The organism is Vibrio variabilis, assembly GCF_003263785.1.
Lineage (GTDB): Bacteria > Pseudomonadota > Gammaproteobacteria > Enterobacterales > Vibrionaceae > Vibrio > Vibrio variabilis.
On record NZ_JYJK01000139.1, the window covers coordinates 37,213 to 53,706 of the forward strand.

The following is a 16,494-nucleotide window of genomic DNA, read 5'->3' on the forward strand; positions in this document are numbered from 1 at the left end:
GTTATGGCTGCGCCAGGTGAAGCGCTAACATCGGCCGGATACATCACTCACCACTTGACCAACCTTTCACTAGGTAGCTTGGGTCTTGTGGACGAGTCGAGTTTCTGGAACGTACATATCGATAGCCTGTTTTTTTCTGTGCTTACTGGATTAATTTTCCTAGGAATTTTCCGTTCAGTAGCAAAGAAAGCAACAGCTGGTGTGCCGGGCAAACTGCAGTGTCTTGTTGAAATAATCGTGGAATTTGTCGATGAAAACGTCAAAGACACGTTTCATGGACGCAATGCACTTATCGCGCCCCTAGCACTAACTATCTTCTGTTGGGTATTCTTGATGAACTTGATGGACCTTGTGCCTATCGACTTCATTCCTTATCCTGCAGAGCAGTTGGGTATCCCTTACTTGAAAGTGGTACCGACGACTGATGTCAATATCACCATGGCGATGGCGCTAGGTGTTTTTGCTCTGATGATTTACTACAGCATCAAAGTGAAAGGCCCAGTGGCATTTATCAAGGAGTTGACACTACACCCATTCAACAATCCAATCATGATCCCATTCAATATGCTTATCGAAGTGGTGTCTTTGCTTTCAAAGCCACTGTCTCTCGGCATGCGTCTGTTTGGTAACATGTTTGCGGGTGAAGTTGTTTTCATTCTTTGTGCGGCAATGCTGCCATGGTATTTACAATGGATGGGCTCACTACCATGGGCGATATTCCATATTCTAGTTATTTTGATTCAGGCCTTCGTGTTTATGATGCTAACGATCGTTTATCTATCGATGGCTCACGAAGACAATCACTAATATTAACGCGTTTTATTTAGGCAAATTTTAGCCAACAACTATAAATTGGAGATAGTAATGGAAACTTTACTGAGCTTTTCTGCAATCGCCGTAGGTATCATTATCGGTATGGCTGCTTTCGGTACTGCGATCGGTTTTGGTCTGCTAGGTGGTAAATTCCTAGAAGGTGCTGCTCGTCAACCTGAAATGGCTCCTATGCTTCAAGTTAAGATGTTCATCATCGCTGGTCTACTTGATGCGGTTCCTATGATTGGTGTTGTTATCGCACTTCTATTCACATTCGCGAACCCATTCGTTGGTCAGCTAGGTTAATCAGTTTTTGTCTTGGCAAGTTTCGGACTTGTCACCTGATTACACTTTAGCTCGTCAATGAATCTTTAGAGGGGTAGCTGTTGTGAATATGAACGCAACTCTGCTAGGTCAAGCAATCTCATTCGCAATGTTTGTGTGGTTCTGCATGAAATATGTATGGCCGCCAATCATGAATGCGATTGAAGAGCGTCAGAAAAAAATTGCTGACGGTCTGTCAGCGGCTGAACGCGCTGCAAAAGACTTGGATCTAGCACAAGCCAACGCTTCTGATCAATTGAAAGAAGCGAAGCGCACTGCAACTGAGGTTATTGAGCAAGCAAACAAGCGTAAAGCTCAGATTATCGATGAAGCTCGTGAGGAAGCTTTGGCAGAACGTCAAAAAATCCTAGCGCAAGCGGAAGCGGAAATCGAAGCGGAACGTAACCGTGCTCGTGATGACCTGCGCAAACAGGTTGCAACTCTGGCTGTAGCTGGTGCTGAGAAGATTCTTGAGCGTAGTATCGATAAAGATGCGCAAAAAGATATTCTCGACAATATTACTGCGAAACTTTAAAGCGAGGGGCGCCTATGTCTGAATTGACTACAATCGCACGCCCCTATGCTAAAGCAGCATTTGACTTTGCGGTGGAAAAACAAGCGCTAGACCAGTGGGTCGAAATGCTAACGTTTGCCGCTGCAATCGCTAAGAACGATGAAATTGCAGACCTGATTTCAGGCTCTGTAACAGCGACGCGAGTGGCTGAAATTTTCAACGCAATTGGTGGTGAACAGTTTGATGAATTTGGTCAAAACCTGATTAAGGTGATGGCTGAAAATGGTCGACTAGTCGCGTTGCCTGATGTGTTAGTTGAGTTTCTAGAGCTGAAAAAAGAACTAGAAAAGCAAATCGATGTAGACGTGATTTCTGCATCTGAGCTAACCGAAGAGCAGCGCACTGAGATCAGCAACAAACTTGAAAAGCGTCTTGAGCGCAAAGTTAAGCTGAATTGCAGTGTAGATGAGACCCTACTTGGTGGGGTTATTATTCGAGCCGGAGATCTTGTAATTGATAACTCAGCACGTGGTCGTTTGAACCGCCTGAGTGAAGCAATGCAGTCTTGATGGGGATTGGAGCATGCAACTTAATTCCACAGAAATTAGCGACCTGATCAAGCAGCGTATCGAATCTTTCGATGTTGTGAGTGAAGCTCGTAATGAAGGTACTATCGTATCGGTAAGCGATGGTATCATTCGCATCCACGGCCTAGCGGACGTGATGCAAGGTGAAATGATTGAATTACCGGGTGGCCGTTATGCACTAGCACTTAACCTTGAGCGTGACTCGGTTGGTGCGGTAGTAATGGGCCCATATGCTGACCTTAAGGAAGGCATGAAAGTAACAGGTACTGGTCGTATTCTTGAAGTACCAGTTGGTCCTGAACTGCTTGGTCGTGTTGTCAACACGCTAGGTGAGCCAATCGATGGCAAAGGTCCAATTGAAGCGAAACTTACGTCACCAGTAGAAGTGATTGCACCGGGTGTAATCGACCGTAAATCGGTTGATCAGCCAGTACAAACTGGTTATAAGTCAGTTGACTCAATGATCCCAATCGGTCGTGGTCAGCGTGAGCTTATCATCGGTGACCGTCAGATCGGTAAAACCGCGATGGCGATCGATGCAATCATCAACCAGAAAGACTCTGGTATCTTCTCTATCTACGTAGCGATTGGCCAGAAGGCATCTACTATCGCAAACGTTGTGCGTAAACTGGAAGAGCACGGTGCACTACAGAACACTATCGTTGTTGTCGCATCTGCATCTGAATCTGCTGCACTGCAATATCTTGCGCCATACTCTGGTTGTGCAATGGGTGAGTACTTCCGTGACCGCGGTGAAGACGCTCTGATTGTTTATGATGATCTATCTAAGCAAGCGGTAGCTTACCGTCAGATCTCTCTACTACTTAAACGTCCACCAGGCCGTGAGGCATTCCCAGGTGACGTATTCTACCTCCACTCACGTCTACTAGAGCGTGCAGCTCGTGTAAACGAAGAGTACGTAGAGCGTTTCACTAATGGTGAAGTGAAAGGTAAGACGGGTTCTTTGACGGCTCTTCCTATCATCGAAACTCAAGCGGGTGACGTATCTGCGTTCGTACCTACGAACGTAATCTCGATTACCGATGGTCAGATCTTCCTACAAACTGAAGCCTTCAACGCGGGTGTACGCCCAGCGGTTGACCCAGGTATCTCAGTATCTCGTGTAGGTGGTTCAGCACAGACTAAGATCATTAAGAAGCTATCTGGCGGTATCCGTACTGCACTAGCGGCTTATCGTGAACTAGCGGCATTCGCACAGTTCTCATCTGATCTAGATGAAGCAACGAAGCGTCAGCTAAGCCACGGTCAAAAAGTGACAGAGCTAATGAAGCAGAAGCAATACGCTCCTATGTCTGTATTTGACCAAGCGCTAGTTATCTTTGCTGTTGAGCGCGGCTACCTAGATGATGTTGAAATCAACAAGATTCTAGACTTCGAAGCAGCGCTTCTATCGTATGCTCACAGTCAATATGCTGATCTTGCAAAAGAGATCAACACTACGGGTGCTTACAACGACGATATCGAAGCTCAGCTTAAGAAACTGACTGACGATTTCAAAGCAACTCAGACTTGGTAATTGGTGGGTGACCTTTTGGTCACCACTTATGGAGAGTAACGATGGCCGGCGCAAAAGAGATACGTAATAAAATCGGTAGTGTGAAAAGCACTCAGAAAATTACGAAAGCGATGGAAATGGTAGCAGCTTCAAAAATGCGTCGTTCGCAAGACGCGCGTGAAGCTTCTCGTCCATACGCTGAAACTATGCGTAAAGTGATCGGTCATTTGGCTAACGCAAACCTAGAGTACCAACATCCGTACCTAGAAGAGCGTGAAGCCAAGCGTGTTGGTTATGTCATTATTTCTACCGACCGTGGTCTTTGTGGCGGCTTGAACATTAACTTGTTCAAAAAAGCTGTCCTAGAGATGCAGGATTGGAAACAAAAAGGTGCTGAAGTTGAGCTGGCTGTGATTGGCTCAAAAGCAACGGCATTCTTTAACAACAGCGGTGCTAAAGTAGCGGCACAGGTGTCTGGTCTGGGTGATGAGCCTAGCCTGGAAGACCTAATCGGTACTGTAGGCGTGATGCTGAAGAAATATGACGAAGGCGAATTGGATCGCCTGTACGTAGTGTATAACCACTTTGTGAACACTATGATTCAGGAACCAACGATCGATCAATTGCTACCTCTGCCTAAATCTGACAGTGACGAGATGCAGCGCGAACATTCATGGGGCTACATTTATGAGCCTGAGCCAAAACCACTACTAGATGCACTATTGCTTCGTTATATCGAATCTCAAGTGTATCAAGGTGTGGTAGAGAACCTTGCTTGTGAGCAAGCGGCTCGAATGATTGCAATGAAAGCTGCAACGGACAATGCGACCAACTTGATTGATGATCTAGAGCTTGTGTACAACAAGGCGCGTCAAGCGGCTATCACACAAGAACTATCAGAAATCGTTGGCGGCGCAGCTGCGGTTTAAGCTTAGGTAAAACGAAATAGATTAGAGGATTAACGATGGCTACAGGTAAGATCGTACAGATCATCGGTGCGGTAGTCGACGTAGAGTTCCCACAGAGTGACGTACCAAGTGTATACGACGCTCTAAACGTAACGGACTCTAAAGAGCGTCTTGTTCTTGAAGTTCAACAACAGCTAGGCGGTGGCGTAGTTCGTTGTATCGTAATGGGTAGCTCTGATGGTTTACGTCGTGGCGTAACAGTAGAGAACACAGGCGCGCCAATCTCAGTACCAGTAGGTACTAAGACTCTTGGTCGTATCATGAACGTACTTGGTGATGCGATTGACGAGTGTGGTGAGATCGGTGCGGAAGAAAGCTATGCGATTCACCGTGAAGCGCCAAGCTACGAAGAGCAATCTAACGAAGTCGCTCTTCTAGAAACGGGTGTTAAAGTAATCGACTTGGTTTGTCCATTCGCTAAGGGTGGTAAAATCGGTCTATTCGGTGGTGCAGGTGTAGGTAAGACCGTTAACATGATGGAGCTTATCAACAACATCGCACTACAACACTCAGGCCTATCCGTATTTGCGGGTGTAGGTGAGCGTACTCGTGAAGGTAACGACTTCTACTTTGAGATGCAGGAAGCGGGCGTTGTAAACGTTGAGAAGCCTGAAGAATCAAAAGTAGCAATGGTTTACGGTCAGATGAACGAGCCACCAGGTAACCGTCTACGTGTTGCATTGACTGGTCTAACAATGGCAGAGAAGTTCCGTGACGAAGGTCGTGACGTACTCCTGTTCGTTGATAACATCTACCGTTACACACTTGCAGGTACAGAGGTATCGGCACTTCTAGGTCGTATGCCATCTGCGGTAGGTTACCAGCCAACTCTTGCAGAAGAGATGGGTGTACTACAGGAGCGTATCACGTCAACGAAAACGGGTTCTATCACGTCTGTACAGGCGGTATACGTACCAGCGGATGACTTGACTGACCCGTCTCCAGCAACAACGTTCGCGCACTTGGATGCAACGGTTGTACTTAACCGTAACATCGCTGCTATGGGTCTATACCCAGCGATTGACCCACTAGATTCAACATCTCGTATGCTTGATCCTCTAGTGGTTGGTCAAGAGCACTACGAGGTTGCTCGTGGCGTGCAGCAAACACTGCAGCGTTATAAAGAGCTGAAAGACATCATCGCGATCCTAGGTATGGACGAGCTATCTGAAGAAGATAAGCAAGTGGTATCTCGTGCTCGTAAGATTGAGCGTTTCCTAACTCAGCCTTACCACGTAGCGGAAGTATTTACTGGCGACCCTGGCATCTACGTACCTCTTAAAGAGACTCTACGTGGCTTCAAAGGTCTACTAGCTGGTGACTACGATGACATTCCAGAGCAAGCGTTCATGTACTGCGGTACTATCGACGATGCTATCGAGAATGCTAAGAAGCTATAAGGCTAAATAGGAGGCGATATGGCAGCAATAACCTTTCACCTAGACGTAGTCAGCGCTGAGAAAAAGCTTTTCTCTGGTCGCGTAGAAACGTTCCAGGTGTCCGGTAGCGAAGGTGAACTTGGTATCTTCCATGGTCACACACCGCTGCTGACCGCTATTCAGCCTGGTATGGTGCGTATCGTTAAACAGCACGGCCACGAAGAGTTCATTTATGTCTCTGGTGGTATTGTAGAAGTTCAGCCTGGTACAGCGACTGTACTGGCTGATACGGCTATCCGTGGTGAAGAACTAGACGCAGCAAAGGCAGAAGAAGCCAAGCGCAAAGCTGAAGAATCTATTTCTAATCAGCATGGCGACATGGACTTCGCGCAAGCGGCCAGTGAACTGGCTAAAGCCATTGCTCAGCTTCGAGTAATCGAACTGACAAAGAAACGTCGTTAATCTAGCTCGATTAGATTGACCGCGATGAAAAAGGCGACCGTTAGGTCGCCTTTTTGCTTATTTTTTATAGAGAATTTGCATCATAACGTTAACAGTAAGGGTATTCATGGCTAAAATGACGAGAATAGATTTCCAACTATATGGTTAGATAGATGAATTTTAGTACGGTCGTACTCGCCGCGGGAAAGGGAACCCGCATGTATTCCAATAAACCGAAAGTATTGCATACCCTAGCGGGTAAGCCGATGGTGAAACATGTCATCGATACTTGTGAAGGTTTGGGCTCTCAAAACATCCACCTAGTGTATGGTCACGGTGGCGACCTTATGAAGTCGGCTCTTGAACAAGAGACAGTCAATTGGGTACTACAAGCAGACCAACTGGGTACAGGTCACGCAGTTGACCAAGCGTCACCTCATCTAGCTGATGACGAGAAAGTTCTAGTGCTTTACGGTGACGTTCCACTGATTTCAGAACAAACCATTGAAAACTTATTGGACGCGCAGCCAACAGGCGGTATTGCACTGCTTACAGTGGTGTTGGATAACCCAATGGGCTACGGTCGTATCGTGCGTAAGAATGGCCCTGTAGTGGCTATTGTCGAGCAAAAAGACGCGACTGAAGAGCAGAAGCTAATTAAAGAGATCAACACGGGTGTGATGGTCGCAACGGGCGGCGATCTTAAGCGCTGGTTATCAGGCCTTAGCAACGATAATGCTCAGGGTGAATACTACCTGACAGACGTGATAGCAGCGGCACATGACGAAGGCCGTGCCGTTGAAGCGGTACACCCTGCGAATCCAATTGAGGTTGAAGGTGTTAACGATCGCGCTCAGCTAGCGCGTCTAGAGCGTGCATTCCAGTCGATGCAAGCACAGAAGCTGCTCGAGCAGGGTGTCATGCTACGTGATCCAGCACGCTTTGACCTACGTGGTCAGTTGCAGTGTGGCATGGATGTCGAAATCGACACTAACGTCATCATCGAAGGTAGCGTCACGCTAGGTGATAACGTGGTGATTGGCGCTGGCTGTGTGTTGAAAGACTGTGAAATCGATGACAACACCGTCGTGCGTCCATACAGCGTAATTGAAGGTGCGACGGTCGGTGAGCAGTGTACTGTAGGTCCATTCACTCGCCTGCGTCCGGGTGCAGATATGCGTAATGACTCTCACGTGGGTAACTTTGTTGAGGTCAAGAATGCACGCTTAGGTGAAGGCTCGAAAGCAAACCACCTTACCTATCTTGGCGATGCAGAGATCGGTCAGCGTACTAACGTTGGGGCAGGTGTGATCACCTGTAACTACGATGGCGCGAATAAGTTTAAGACCATTATCGGAAACGATGTGTTTGTTGGCTCCGACAGCCAGCTAGTGGCTCCAGTGACAATTGCTGATGGCGCAACGATTGGTGCGGGTACCACGCTAACCAAAGACGTAGCGGAAGGTGAGTTAGTGATCACTCGCGCTAAAGAGCGCAAAATCACAGGCTGGCAGCGTCCAGTAAAGAAAAAGTAATCACGATTACATTTATATAGAAAAGGGTCTCATTGAGACCCTTTTTAGTTTTTGATGTTTGATTAATCGTTATGGCATAACGTGCTGGTGGATTAGTGACTCGGGATCTCAATTCTTTTTTCTAGCCAGCGTACGGCTTGAGAAACCAGCAGAATCAGCACTAAGTATTCCAATACTAGGAAGGTATAGATCTCCAATGGTAAGTACTCGTTAACCACCAACTCGTTGGCGCGTCTAGTCAGGTCGCTTAAGCCAATGACACTCACCAGTGAAGACATCTTTAAGATGTAGACAAACTGGTTCCCCAGCGGTGGCAGTATCTGCCTAAATGCCTGAGGTAAAATTACCAGGCGCATTTTCTGCCAATAGTTGAGCCCAAGTGACTCCGCCGCTTCATGTTGACCACGAGTCACGGCTTGAATACCACCACGAAAGACCTCGGCCATAAAAGCACTCTCCGCGACAGTCAGTGCTATCACACCTGCCCAGAAATGGTTGAGTGAAATGTCTAGCAGCGTCGGCATACCGTAATAGACCCAGAGTAGCAGTACCAGGACAGGAATAGAGCGTATGACTTCGACGTAGATACGGTTGATAGCACGTAGCCAAGGTTTTTCAGAAAGCGCAGGGAAGGCGACAAGCAGACCCAACAGCATGGCAAACACCATACTGAGCAGTGACACATAGATGGTGTCCTTAAAACCGGCTAACAAGAAGCGAGATTGGTTTTTCCTTGTTCGGTGGAGGGGTCGAGCACATACCAGCCCCACTCGTAATCAGAACAACCACTTAGTAGTGGTAGGCACAAAACAGCAGCAAGTAATCGATAGCTCACAATCGTCCCTAATTATTCCTGAAAATTCCATCTGTTACTGCTATGTTATCAAGGATGTACCACGAATGTTTAATAATTTTAGGGACTATTCAATGAAGAAGTGGATTCTGGGCTTTATTATTACTTTTCTTTCTATCAGTCAGGTAGCGGCGGAAACCAGTCGTCTACAAGAGATCTTAGACTCAGGTGTGCTTAGGGTCGGCACCACGGGAGACTGGAACCCGATGACCATGAAAGATCCGGCGACCAACTCTTATCGTGGATTTGATATTGATGTGACCACTGAGCTTGCCAAAGATCTTGGCGTTAAGGTTGAGTATGTGGCGACCGATTGGAAGACATTGGTTAACGGTATTACCGCCAACAAATACGATATCACGGGAAGCGCGTCACTTAACATGTCCCGCGCTAAGGTCGCAGGGTACAGCCAACCGTATTTCTACTTAGCCTTTGTGCCAGTGGTACAAAAGAAAGATCTTGAAAAGTATGCGGATTGGGCAGATTTTAACAAACCTGATGTTAAGGTGGCGGCAACACTAGGTACGGTGCAAGAGAAGATGGTCAAAGATTTCTTCCCAGATGCCGAGCATATTGTCATTGAAGCGCCTGCTCGTGATTTCCAAGAGCTATTGGCTCGCCGCGCTGATGTCTCTGTGACCTCAAATGTGGAAGCGGCTACTTTGGTGACTAAGTTTAAGCAATTGGCGATTGTGCCAGTCGCGGAGCCTCGTAAGCCAACACCTATTTCTATGTTGCTGCCGCAAAAAGACCAAGTATGGATTAACTACGTGAATCACTGGGTAGAGCTCAAGAAGACTCAGGGCTTCTTTGATGCTACCGCAGAAAAGTGGGGACTGAAAAGTCTGTAACTGTAGTCGATAATAAGTACAGTCGATAAATAGAAAGGGCGACCGCGCATATGCTCGGTCGCCCTTTTGGCAGTTATTCGTCGCTTACTACGCGGGCGTTATCTGGAACCGTTAACTCCTCCGTGATTGCTGGGTTGGCAATCAAATAGCCAATCCACATGACCGCTAAGCAGCCAAGAATCACATAACCAACCGCAGACTGTGCCATCACAGCAAATGCCGCCACTATGGCACTGGCTAGGCTGCTAACACCAATCTGTAGGCTATTTTGCAGACCGGCAGCCGTTGCCGAGCAATGCGCTGCACTGGATAGTGCACGGTTTACCACGATTGGGTAGAGCGCACCGTTAGCGACGGCTAGTAGACAGAATGGCAACAGGATTGGCCATACACTGCTAAGCGCCCACTGACATGCCACAAACACCATCAAGATGGCCACGGTTTCTAAGCCAAGAAGCTGCTTGAGTACAGCATCATCACCGAGTTTTGCCACCAGCTTTTTACCCGCATAGCCGCCGACCATAAACGCCACAGTTTGAGGGATAAAGCTAAGACCAATGTCTTTTGCCGAGTAACCCAGTTGGCTCATGATTTCTGGCATACCGGTTAGGTACGCAAAAAATGCCGCTGATGCTACGCCGTACATGATCACATTACCCATGTACTCTCTCGATCCAAACAGACTCTTAAGATCAGCGCTAATGGACGATCGTTGCTCGATGGGTTTTGGCTGATCTTTAAGTGATAGGGTGATCATTGCCAGTAGTGCACCTGTGATCGCAAGCACCACAAAAATACTATGCCAGCCCCACATTTCTGTCAGGAGTACACCAAGTTGTGGCGCGAGCGCTGGCGATAACGCGACCAGAGGCATAATGGTGGCAAAAACCTGCTGGCTGGTTTTCTTATCAAATTTATCGATAACCATAGACTGCCAGATCACAGCGGGTGCACAGACACCAATCGCTTGCAGCAGACGCAGCGATAGCAACTGCCATACTTGTTCACTCCAAGCTAAACCAAATGACGCGATGGTAAAGATAGTCAGTCCAGCAAACAGTGTTTTGCGGTGACCAAAGCGATCGCTGGCCAGTCCCCATACAAATTGACCCAGACCCATACCGACAAGAAACACCGTCAGTGATAGTGCGATCTGCTCTGGTCCAGTAGCAAAGTCCTGCTCAATAAGTTTAAATGCAGGCAAGTACATATCCGTGGCAATGAAGCCCAACATGGATAATGCGGATAAGTAGATAAGTTGAAGTTTAGAGATTTTCATTGTTATTCCTTGAAATAATTTCACAGGAATGGTTTGGCGCCAGCCCATACTGCTGATGACGAGTATTCTATTTTTGGAAAAAAGAAAAATAAAACGCTATATTTTGTGGTTATCCATCAAATATTTTGAAAGCTCGTTATGTACTCACGTTCTTCACTAGAAATGCTCGATGCCGTTGCGCATCTGGGGAGTTTCAGCGCGGCAGCACAAGTGCTGCATAAAGTCCCTTCTGCGATTAGCTATAGTGTTCGCCAAATAGAACAAGAGCTTGGTGTACAACTCTTTACTCGTTTACCACGTAAAGTCGAACTGACGCCCGCAGGGGAAGTGTTCATATTGGAGGCTCGGCAGATGTTGCGCCGTATGGATGAGCTTACTCATCAAACTCGCCGTACAGCACAAGGCTGGCAAAGTAGCTTAAAGCTGACCTTAGATAATATCGTTAAGGTCGACAAACTTTCAGAGCTGATTGAAGACTTCTATCGCGAGTTTGAGTTTGCTGAGCTGCAGATCAATATGGAAGTCTACAATGGCGCTTGGGAGGCCATATCCCAAGAGCGTGCCGATATCGTAATTGGCGCCACATCCGCCGTGCCAGTGAGTGGTGAGTATGGAGTCAAAAAAATAGGTAGTCTAGATTGGGCTCTGGTGATGTCGCCCACTCATCCATGTGCGCTGGTGGATGTCTTGGATGAGTTGGTTGTGAGCCAATATCCCGCCATTTGTATTGATGACACCTCACGTGAGCTGCCCAAACGCCACACCGAACACTACCCGCAGCAGCGCCGATTGTTGCTACCGAACTGGTTTACGGCGATTGAGTGCCTAAAAAGTCATGTGGGAATTGGTTATATGCCAAGTCATATGGCAAGACCGCTTATTGAGCAAGGTTTGTTGGTTGAGCGCGTACTCCCAGATGCCAAACTTTCTAGTGAGTGTGCATGGTGTGGAGAAAGCATGATAACCATAAGCTACTAGAGTGGTTACTTGATTACCTTGGTGAGGAAGATAAGCTTTATCGAGATTGGTTGGCATAAAAACGGGAAGCGATGGCTTCCCGTTGATCTTTATTTCCAGCCTAGGATAAGAAGAATTTATAGGACGGGTTATCCGTTTCATCTTTACACTGGTAGCCAAGCTCTCGAAGGTGAGTGGAGAACTCGCTAAGATCGCTATCTTCAAGTTCAAATCCACACAATACGCGCCCGTAGTCGGCACCATGGTTGCGATAATTGAACAGGCTAATGTTCCAATGCGTACCCAGCGTGCTCAAGAACTTAAGCAGGGCGCCTGGGTATTCTGGGAACTCAAAGCTGTATAAGCGCTCTTTAAGCTGCTTAGATGCTTACCGCCGATCATATAGCGAATGTGCAGTTTCGCCATCTCATCGTCAGAGAGATCAGCGACAGGATAGCCACCGGTTCGTAGATCACTGATGATGCCATCCAGCTCATCTTGGCCGCCAACCAGTCTTACACCCACAAAAATATTTGCGAGATCATCGTCGTTGTAGCGGTAGTTAAACTCAGTAACGGCACGCCCGCCAATGATATTGCAGAATTCAAAGAAAGCCCCCTGGCGCTCTGGAATAGTCACCGCGAGTAAGCCCTCACGTTTTTCACCCAGTTCACAGCGCTCAGAGACGTAGCGAAGACCGTGGAAGTTGGTGTTTGCGCCAGACAGCACGGTACCCAGCTGCTTGTCCTTCAGTTGATGCTTTTCGGCAAATTTCTTTAGACCAGCCAGCGCCAATGCGCCAGAAGGCTCAGCAATGGCACGAGTATCTTCAAAGATATCTTTTACCGCAGAGCAAATCTCATCGCTAGACACAGTAATGTGGCCATCAATGTACTGCTGACACAGTCTAAAGGTCTCGTTACCGATGATCTTCACTGCGACGCCGTCAGCAAACATGCTCACTTGATCAAGCACAACGGGTTCACCGGCATCAAGCGCGGCTTTAAGGCAAGCTGAATCTTCAGGTTCAACCGCGATCACTTTGATTTCAGGCATAAGCTGCTTAACCAGCACGGCGACACCCGCTGCCAGACCACCGCCGCCACAGGGACAAAGATGTAATCAAGGTGACCATTTTGCTGCAGCATTTCCATACCGATAGTGCCTTGTCCTGCAATCACCAAAGGGTGATCGAAAGGAGGGACAAAGGTATAGCCATGCTCTTTTGAGAGGCGCTCAGCTTCGGCTTTCGCTTCATCAAAGTTGCTGCCGTGAAGTACCACGTTGCCACCAAAGCCGCGTACTGCTTCGACTTTGATGTCTGGTGTGGTTTTTGGCATCACGATGGTGGTATTGATGCCGAGCTTAGTACCTGACAGCGCCATGCCTTGAGCGTGGTTCCCCGCCGAAGCGGCAATGACACCAGCACGCTTTTGCTCATCGCTAAGGTTCGCCACCATGTTGTAGGCGCCGCGAAGCTTGAATGAGTGAACCGGCTGTCTGTCTTCACGCTTGATTTGGACTTGGTTACCGATGCGAGCGCCGAGTCTTGGCATATCTTGAAGCGGCGACACGGTCGCCACTTCGTAGACAGGTGCTCTGAGAACCTGACGCAGATAATCTGCGCCAGATACGGGATGATTATCTACGTCACTCATGATTAGCCCTCGAGTTTGGACTTATCACGTACCGCACCTTTATCGGCGCTGGTGGCTAGATTAGCGTAAGCTTTTAATGCAAGAGAAACCGTACGTTCACGATCAGCCGGTTTCCAGCCCAGCTTATCTTGCTCTGCGCGGCGAGCGGCTAGCTCATCTTCAGAAACCACCAGCGTGATCTCACGGTTTGGAATGTCGATGTTGATCATATCACCATCTTTCACCAAACCAATGGTACCGCCATTAGCCGCTTCTGGAGAAGCGTGACCGATAGAAAGACCCGATGTACCGCCAGAGAAGCGGCCGTCAGTCAGTAGCGCACACTCTTTACCTAGACCCATAGATTTTAGGTACGTGGTTGGGTATAGCATCTCTTGCATGCCAGGGCCGCCTTTTGGACCTTCGTAGCGGATCACCACCACATCACCGGCTTTCACTTTGCCGCCCAGGATGCCATCTACTGCATCTTCTTGGCTTTCGAATACCACCGCAGGGCCTTGGAACTTAAGGATGCTCTCATCCACACCTGCTGTCTTAACGATACAGCCATCCAGTGCGATGTTGCCTTTTAGTACCGCAAGACCGCCGTCTTGGCTGTACGCATTTTCTTTAGTGCGGATACAACCATTTTCACGGTCGTCATCAAGGGTGTCCCAGCGACAGTCTTGCGAGAAAGCTTGAGTGGTACGAATGCCTGCAGGACCTGCGCGGTAGAAGGATTTCACTTCTTCCGAATCCGTCAGCATGATGTCGTATTGAGACAACTGCTCTTCCATTGTCAGGCCAAGTACCGTTTTGGTTTGGTTGTTCAATAGACCTGCGCGGTTAAGCTCACCTAGGATACCGATAACACCACCCGCGCGGTGTACGTCTTCCATGTGATACTTAGGCGTTGATGGCGCTACCTTACAAAGGTTTGGCACGCGGCGAGACATCTGATCGATGTCTTCCATATCAAAGTCGACGTCGCCCTCTTGCGCCGCGGCAAGTAGGTGAAGAACCGTGTTAGTAGAGCCACCCATGGCGATATCTAGCGCCATTGCGTTCTCAAATGCTTCTTTACTGGCGATATTACGCGGCAGTGCTGAGGCATCATCTTGCTCGTAGTAGCGCTTGGTAAGATCAACAATGCGCTTACCTGCATTCTTAAACAGCACCTCGCGATCGGCGTGCGTGGCAAGTAGAGAGCCGTTACCTGGCTGAGATAGACCCAGCGCCTCTGTCAGACAGTTCATTGAGTTAGCGGTAAACATACCAGAGCAAGAGCCACATGTCGGGCATGCAGAGCGCTCTACTTGCTCACTTTGCTCATCAGAAACCGTTGGATCGGCGCCTTGGATCATCGCATCAACTAGATCCAGCTTGATTATCTGATCAGAAAGCTTAGTTTTCCCCGCTTCCATTGGACCGCCAGAGACAAAGATCACTGGGATGTTAAGGCGCATTGAAGCCATGAGCATTCCTGGAGTGATCTTGTCGCAGTTTGAGATACATACCATTGCATCGGCGCAGTGTGCATTGACCATGTACTCTACCGAGTCAGCGATAAGCTCGCGTGATGGCAGTGAGTACAGCATGCCGCCGTGACCCATTGCGATACCATCATCCACAGCGATGGTGTTGAATTCTTTCGCGATGCCGCCTGCTTCTTCGATCTCGCGAGCGACGAGCTGACCAAGATCTTTTAGGTGTACGTGACCTGGAACGAACTGAGTGAACGAGTTCACAACGGCAATGATAGGTTTACCGAAGTCTTCATCTTTAACGCCAGTAGCGCGCCACAGAGCACGCGCACCAGCCATATTGCGACCATGAGTTGTGGTGGCAGAACGATATTTTGGCATTGTAATACTTCCTTAAATTTACCTGGTGCTTACTGGTTATCTTGTGGGTAGACGTAGTCCAACCAGCCCCACTTATCTTCTGTGGTGCCGTTGAATAGACCGAAGTACGCGTCTTGCATCACTTTAGTGATAGGACCGCGTTTGCCTTCGCCTACCTCTATCTTATCGATAGTACGCACTGGAACGATTTCAGCGGCCGTACCTGTCATGAACACTTCATCAGCAAGGTAGAGTGCTTCACGAGCAATATTGGCTTCACGCACTTCATAACCCATGTCTTTTGCTAGCGTCATGATAGAGTCACGCGTAATACCAGGAAGGATAGCGCTGGTGGCTGGCGGTGTTGTAATCACACCATCTTTAACCACAAAAATGTTCTCACCAGCACCTTCAGATAGGTAGCCATCCACGCTCAGCGCGATGCCCTCATCATAACCATGACGACGAGCTTCACCACCAACCAATAGCGAAGATAGGTAGTTACCACCCGCTTTGGCAGCCGTTGGGATCGTGTTTGGTGCCGCGCGGTTCCAGCTAGAAATCATCGCATCAACGCCGTTTGCGAGTGCTTCTTCACCCAGGTAAGAGCCCCATGGGAAAGCGGCGATGATAAGATCCATAATGGTGCCTTCTGGTGGACAGACACCGAGACCAACGTTGCCAACAAAACCAAGCGGACGAATATACGCTGATTCCAGTTTGTTTTGACGTAGTGTTTCACGCGTTGCTTCCATGATTTCTTCTTCGGTATATGGAATAGGGAAGCGATAAATTTTTGCTGAATCTTTTAGACGCTTAGCATGCTCAGGATGACGAAACACCACAGGCCCTTTTGGCGTGTTGTAACAGCGAACCCCTTCAAAAACAGATGTGCCATAGTGCATTGCGTGAGTTAAGACGTGAACGTTCGCCTCTGCCCATGGAACCATCTCACCGTTAAACCAAATAAAATCTGCTGTTTTAGTAGCCATTTAG

Annotated in this window: 13 protein-coding genes and 3 pseudogenes; 11 read left to right on the top strand and 5 right to left on the bottom strand. The window is 48.1% G+C overall.

The annotated features are described in order from the left end of the window. Positions 1-3 precede the first annotated feature (3 nt). From atpB to glmU, 9 genes are all read left to right on the top strand, one after another. On the top strand, positions 4-807 hold the full coding sequence (atpB, locus tag TZ48_RS23235) for a F0F1 ATP synthase subunit A (protein WP_112481046.1): 804 nt from the start codon (positions 4-6) through the stop codon (positions 805-807). A gap of 57 nt (positions 808-864) precedes the next feature. Further along, complete coding sequence (atpE, locus tag TZ48_RS23240; RefSeq protein WP_006073065.1) at positions 865-1,119, top strand: F0F1 ATP synthase subunit C; 255 nt, start codon at positions 865-867, stop codon at positions 1,117-1,119. A gap of 82 nt (positions 1,120-1,201) precedes the next feature. Then, positions 1,202-1,672 (top strand): F0F1 ATP synthase subunit B, encoded by a 471-nt coding sequence (gene atpF, locus TZ48_RS23245; RefSeq protein ID WP_112481048.1) that lies wholly within the window; start codon positions 1,202-1,204, stop codon positions 1,670-1,672. A 14-nt stretch (positions 1,673-1,686) separates the two neighbouring features. After that, on the top strand, positions 1,687-2,220 hold the full coding sequence (gene atpH, locus TZ48_RS23250; RefSeq protein ID WP_042478162.1) for a F0F1 ATP synthase subunit delta: 534 nt from the start codon (positions 1,687-1,689) through the stop codon (positions 2,218-2,220). Positions 2,221-2,233: 13 nt separating this feature from the next. Continuing rightward, a complete protein-coding gene (gene atpA / locus TZ48_RS23255) occupies positions 2,234-3,775 on the top strand; it encodes a F0F1 ATP synthase subunit alpha (RefSeq protein WP_006073059.1) in 1,542 nt (513 codons plus the stop codon). Positions 3,776-3,816: 41 nt separating this feature from the next. Further along, positions 3,817-4,683, top strand: coding sequence for a F0F1 ATP synthase subunit gamma (atpG, locus tag TZ48_RS23260; protein ID WP_042478116.1), 867 nt, complete (start codon positions 3,817-3,819; stop codon positions 4,681-4,683). A gap of 35 nt (positions 4,684-4,718) precedes the next feature. Then, the gene (gene atpD, locus TZ48_RS23265; RefSeq protein WP_006073055.1) at positions 4,719-6,122 is read left to right on the top strand and encodes a F0F1 ATP synthase subunit beta; all 1,404 of its coding nucleotides are present in this window, start codon (positions 4,719-4,721) and stop codon (positions 6,120-6,122) included. A gap of 18 nt (positions 6,123-6,140) precedes the next feature. After that, the gene (locus tag TZ48_RS23270) at positions 6,141-6,563 is read left to right on the top strand and encodes a F0F1 ATP synthase subunit epsilon (RefSeq protein WP_042478114.1); all 423 of its coding nucleotides are present in this window, start codon (positions 6,141-6,143) and stop codon (positions 6,561-6,563) included. Between the two features lie 152 nt (positions 6,564-6,715). Next, complete coding sequence (gene glmU, locus TZ48_RS23275) at positions 6,716-8,077, top strand: bifunctional UDP-N-acetylglucosamine diphosphorylase/glucosamine-1-phosphate N-acetyltransferase GlmU (protein ID WP_112481050.1); 1,362 nt, start codon at positions 6,716-6,718, stop codon at positions 8,075-8,077. A gap of 92 nt (positions 8,078-8,169) precedes the next feature. On the opposite strand, the pseudogene TZ48_RS23280 reads toward glmU, so the two are convergent. Then, positions 8,170-8,912 (bottom strand): annotated as a pseudogene (locus TZ48_RS23280) (amino acid ABC transporter permease). A gap of 92 nt (positions 8,913-9,004) precedes the next feature. Here TZ48_RS23280 and TZ48_RS23285 point away from each other — a divergent pair. Next, the gene (locus TZ48_RS23285; protein WP_112481052.1) at positions 9,005-9,781 is read left to right on the top strand and encodes a transporter substrate-binding domain-containing protein; all 777 of its coding nucleotides are present in this window, start codon (positions 9,005-9,007) and stop codon (positions 9,779-9,781) included. A gap of 73 nt (positions 9,782-9,854) precedes the next feature. On the opposite strand, the gene punC is transcribed toward TZ48_RS23285, so the two are convergent. Next, a complete protein-coding gene (gene punC / locus TZ48_RS23290; RefSeq protein WP_112481054.1) occupies positions 9,855-11,060 on the bottom strand; it encodes a purine nucleoside transporter PunC in 1,206 nt (401 codons plus the stop codon). 138 nt (positions 11,061-11,198) lie between these two features. Here punC and punR point away from each other — a divergent pair. Continuing rightward, positions 11,199-12,097 (top strand): annotated as a pseudogene (punR, locus tag TZ48_RS23295) (DNA-binding transcriptional activator PunR). Between the two features lie 41 nt (positions 12,098-12,138). On the opposite strand, the pseudogene ilvA reads toward punR, so the two are convergent. From ilvA to TZ48_RS23310, 3 genes and pseudogenes are all read right to left on the bottom strand, one after another. After that, positions 12,139-13,675 (bottom strand): annotated as a pseudogene (gene ilvA / locus TZ48_RS23300) (threonine ammonia-lyase, biosynthetic). A 2-nt stretch (positions 13,676-13,677) separates the two neighbouring features. After that, a complete protein-coding gene (gene ilvD / locus TZ48_RS23305; RefSeq protein WP_112481056.1) occupies positions 13,678-15,519 on the bottom strand; it encodes a dihydroxy-acid dehydratase in 1,842 nt (613 codons plus the stop codon). Positions 15,520-15,548: 29 nt separating this feature from the next. Continuing rightward, positions 15,549-16,490: a branched-chain amino acid transaminase gene (locus tag TZ48_RS23310; protein WP_042502418.1), complete on the bottom strand. Its 942-nt coding sequence runs from the start codon at positions 16,488-16,490 to the stop codon at positions 15,549-15,551. Positions 16,491-16,494: the final 4 nt, after the last annotated feature.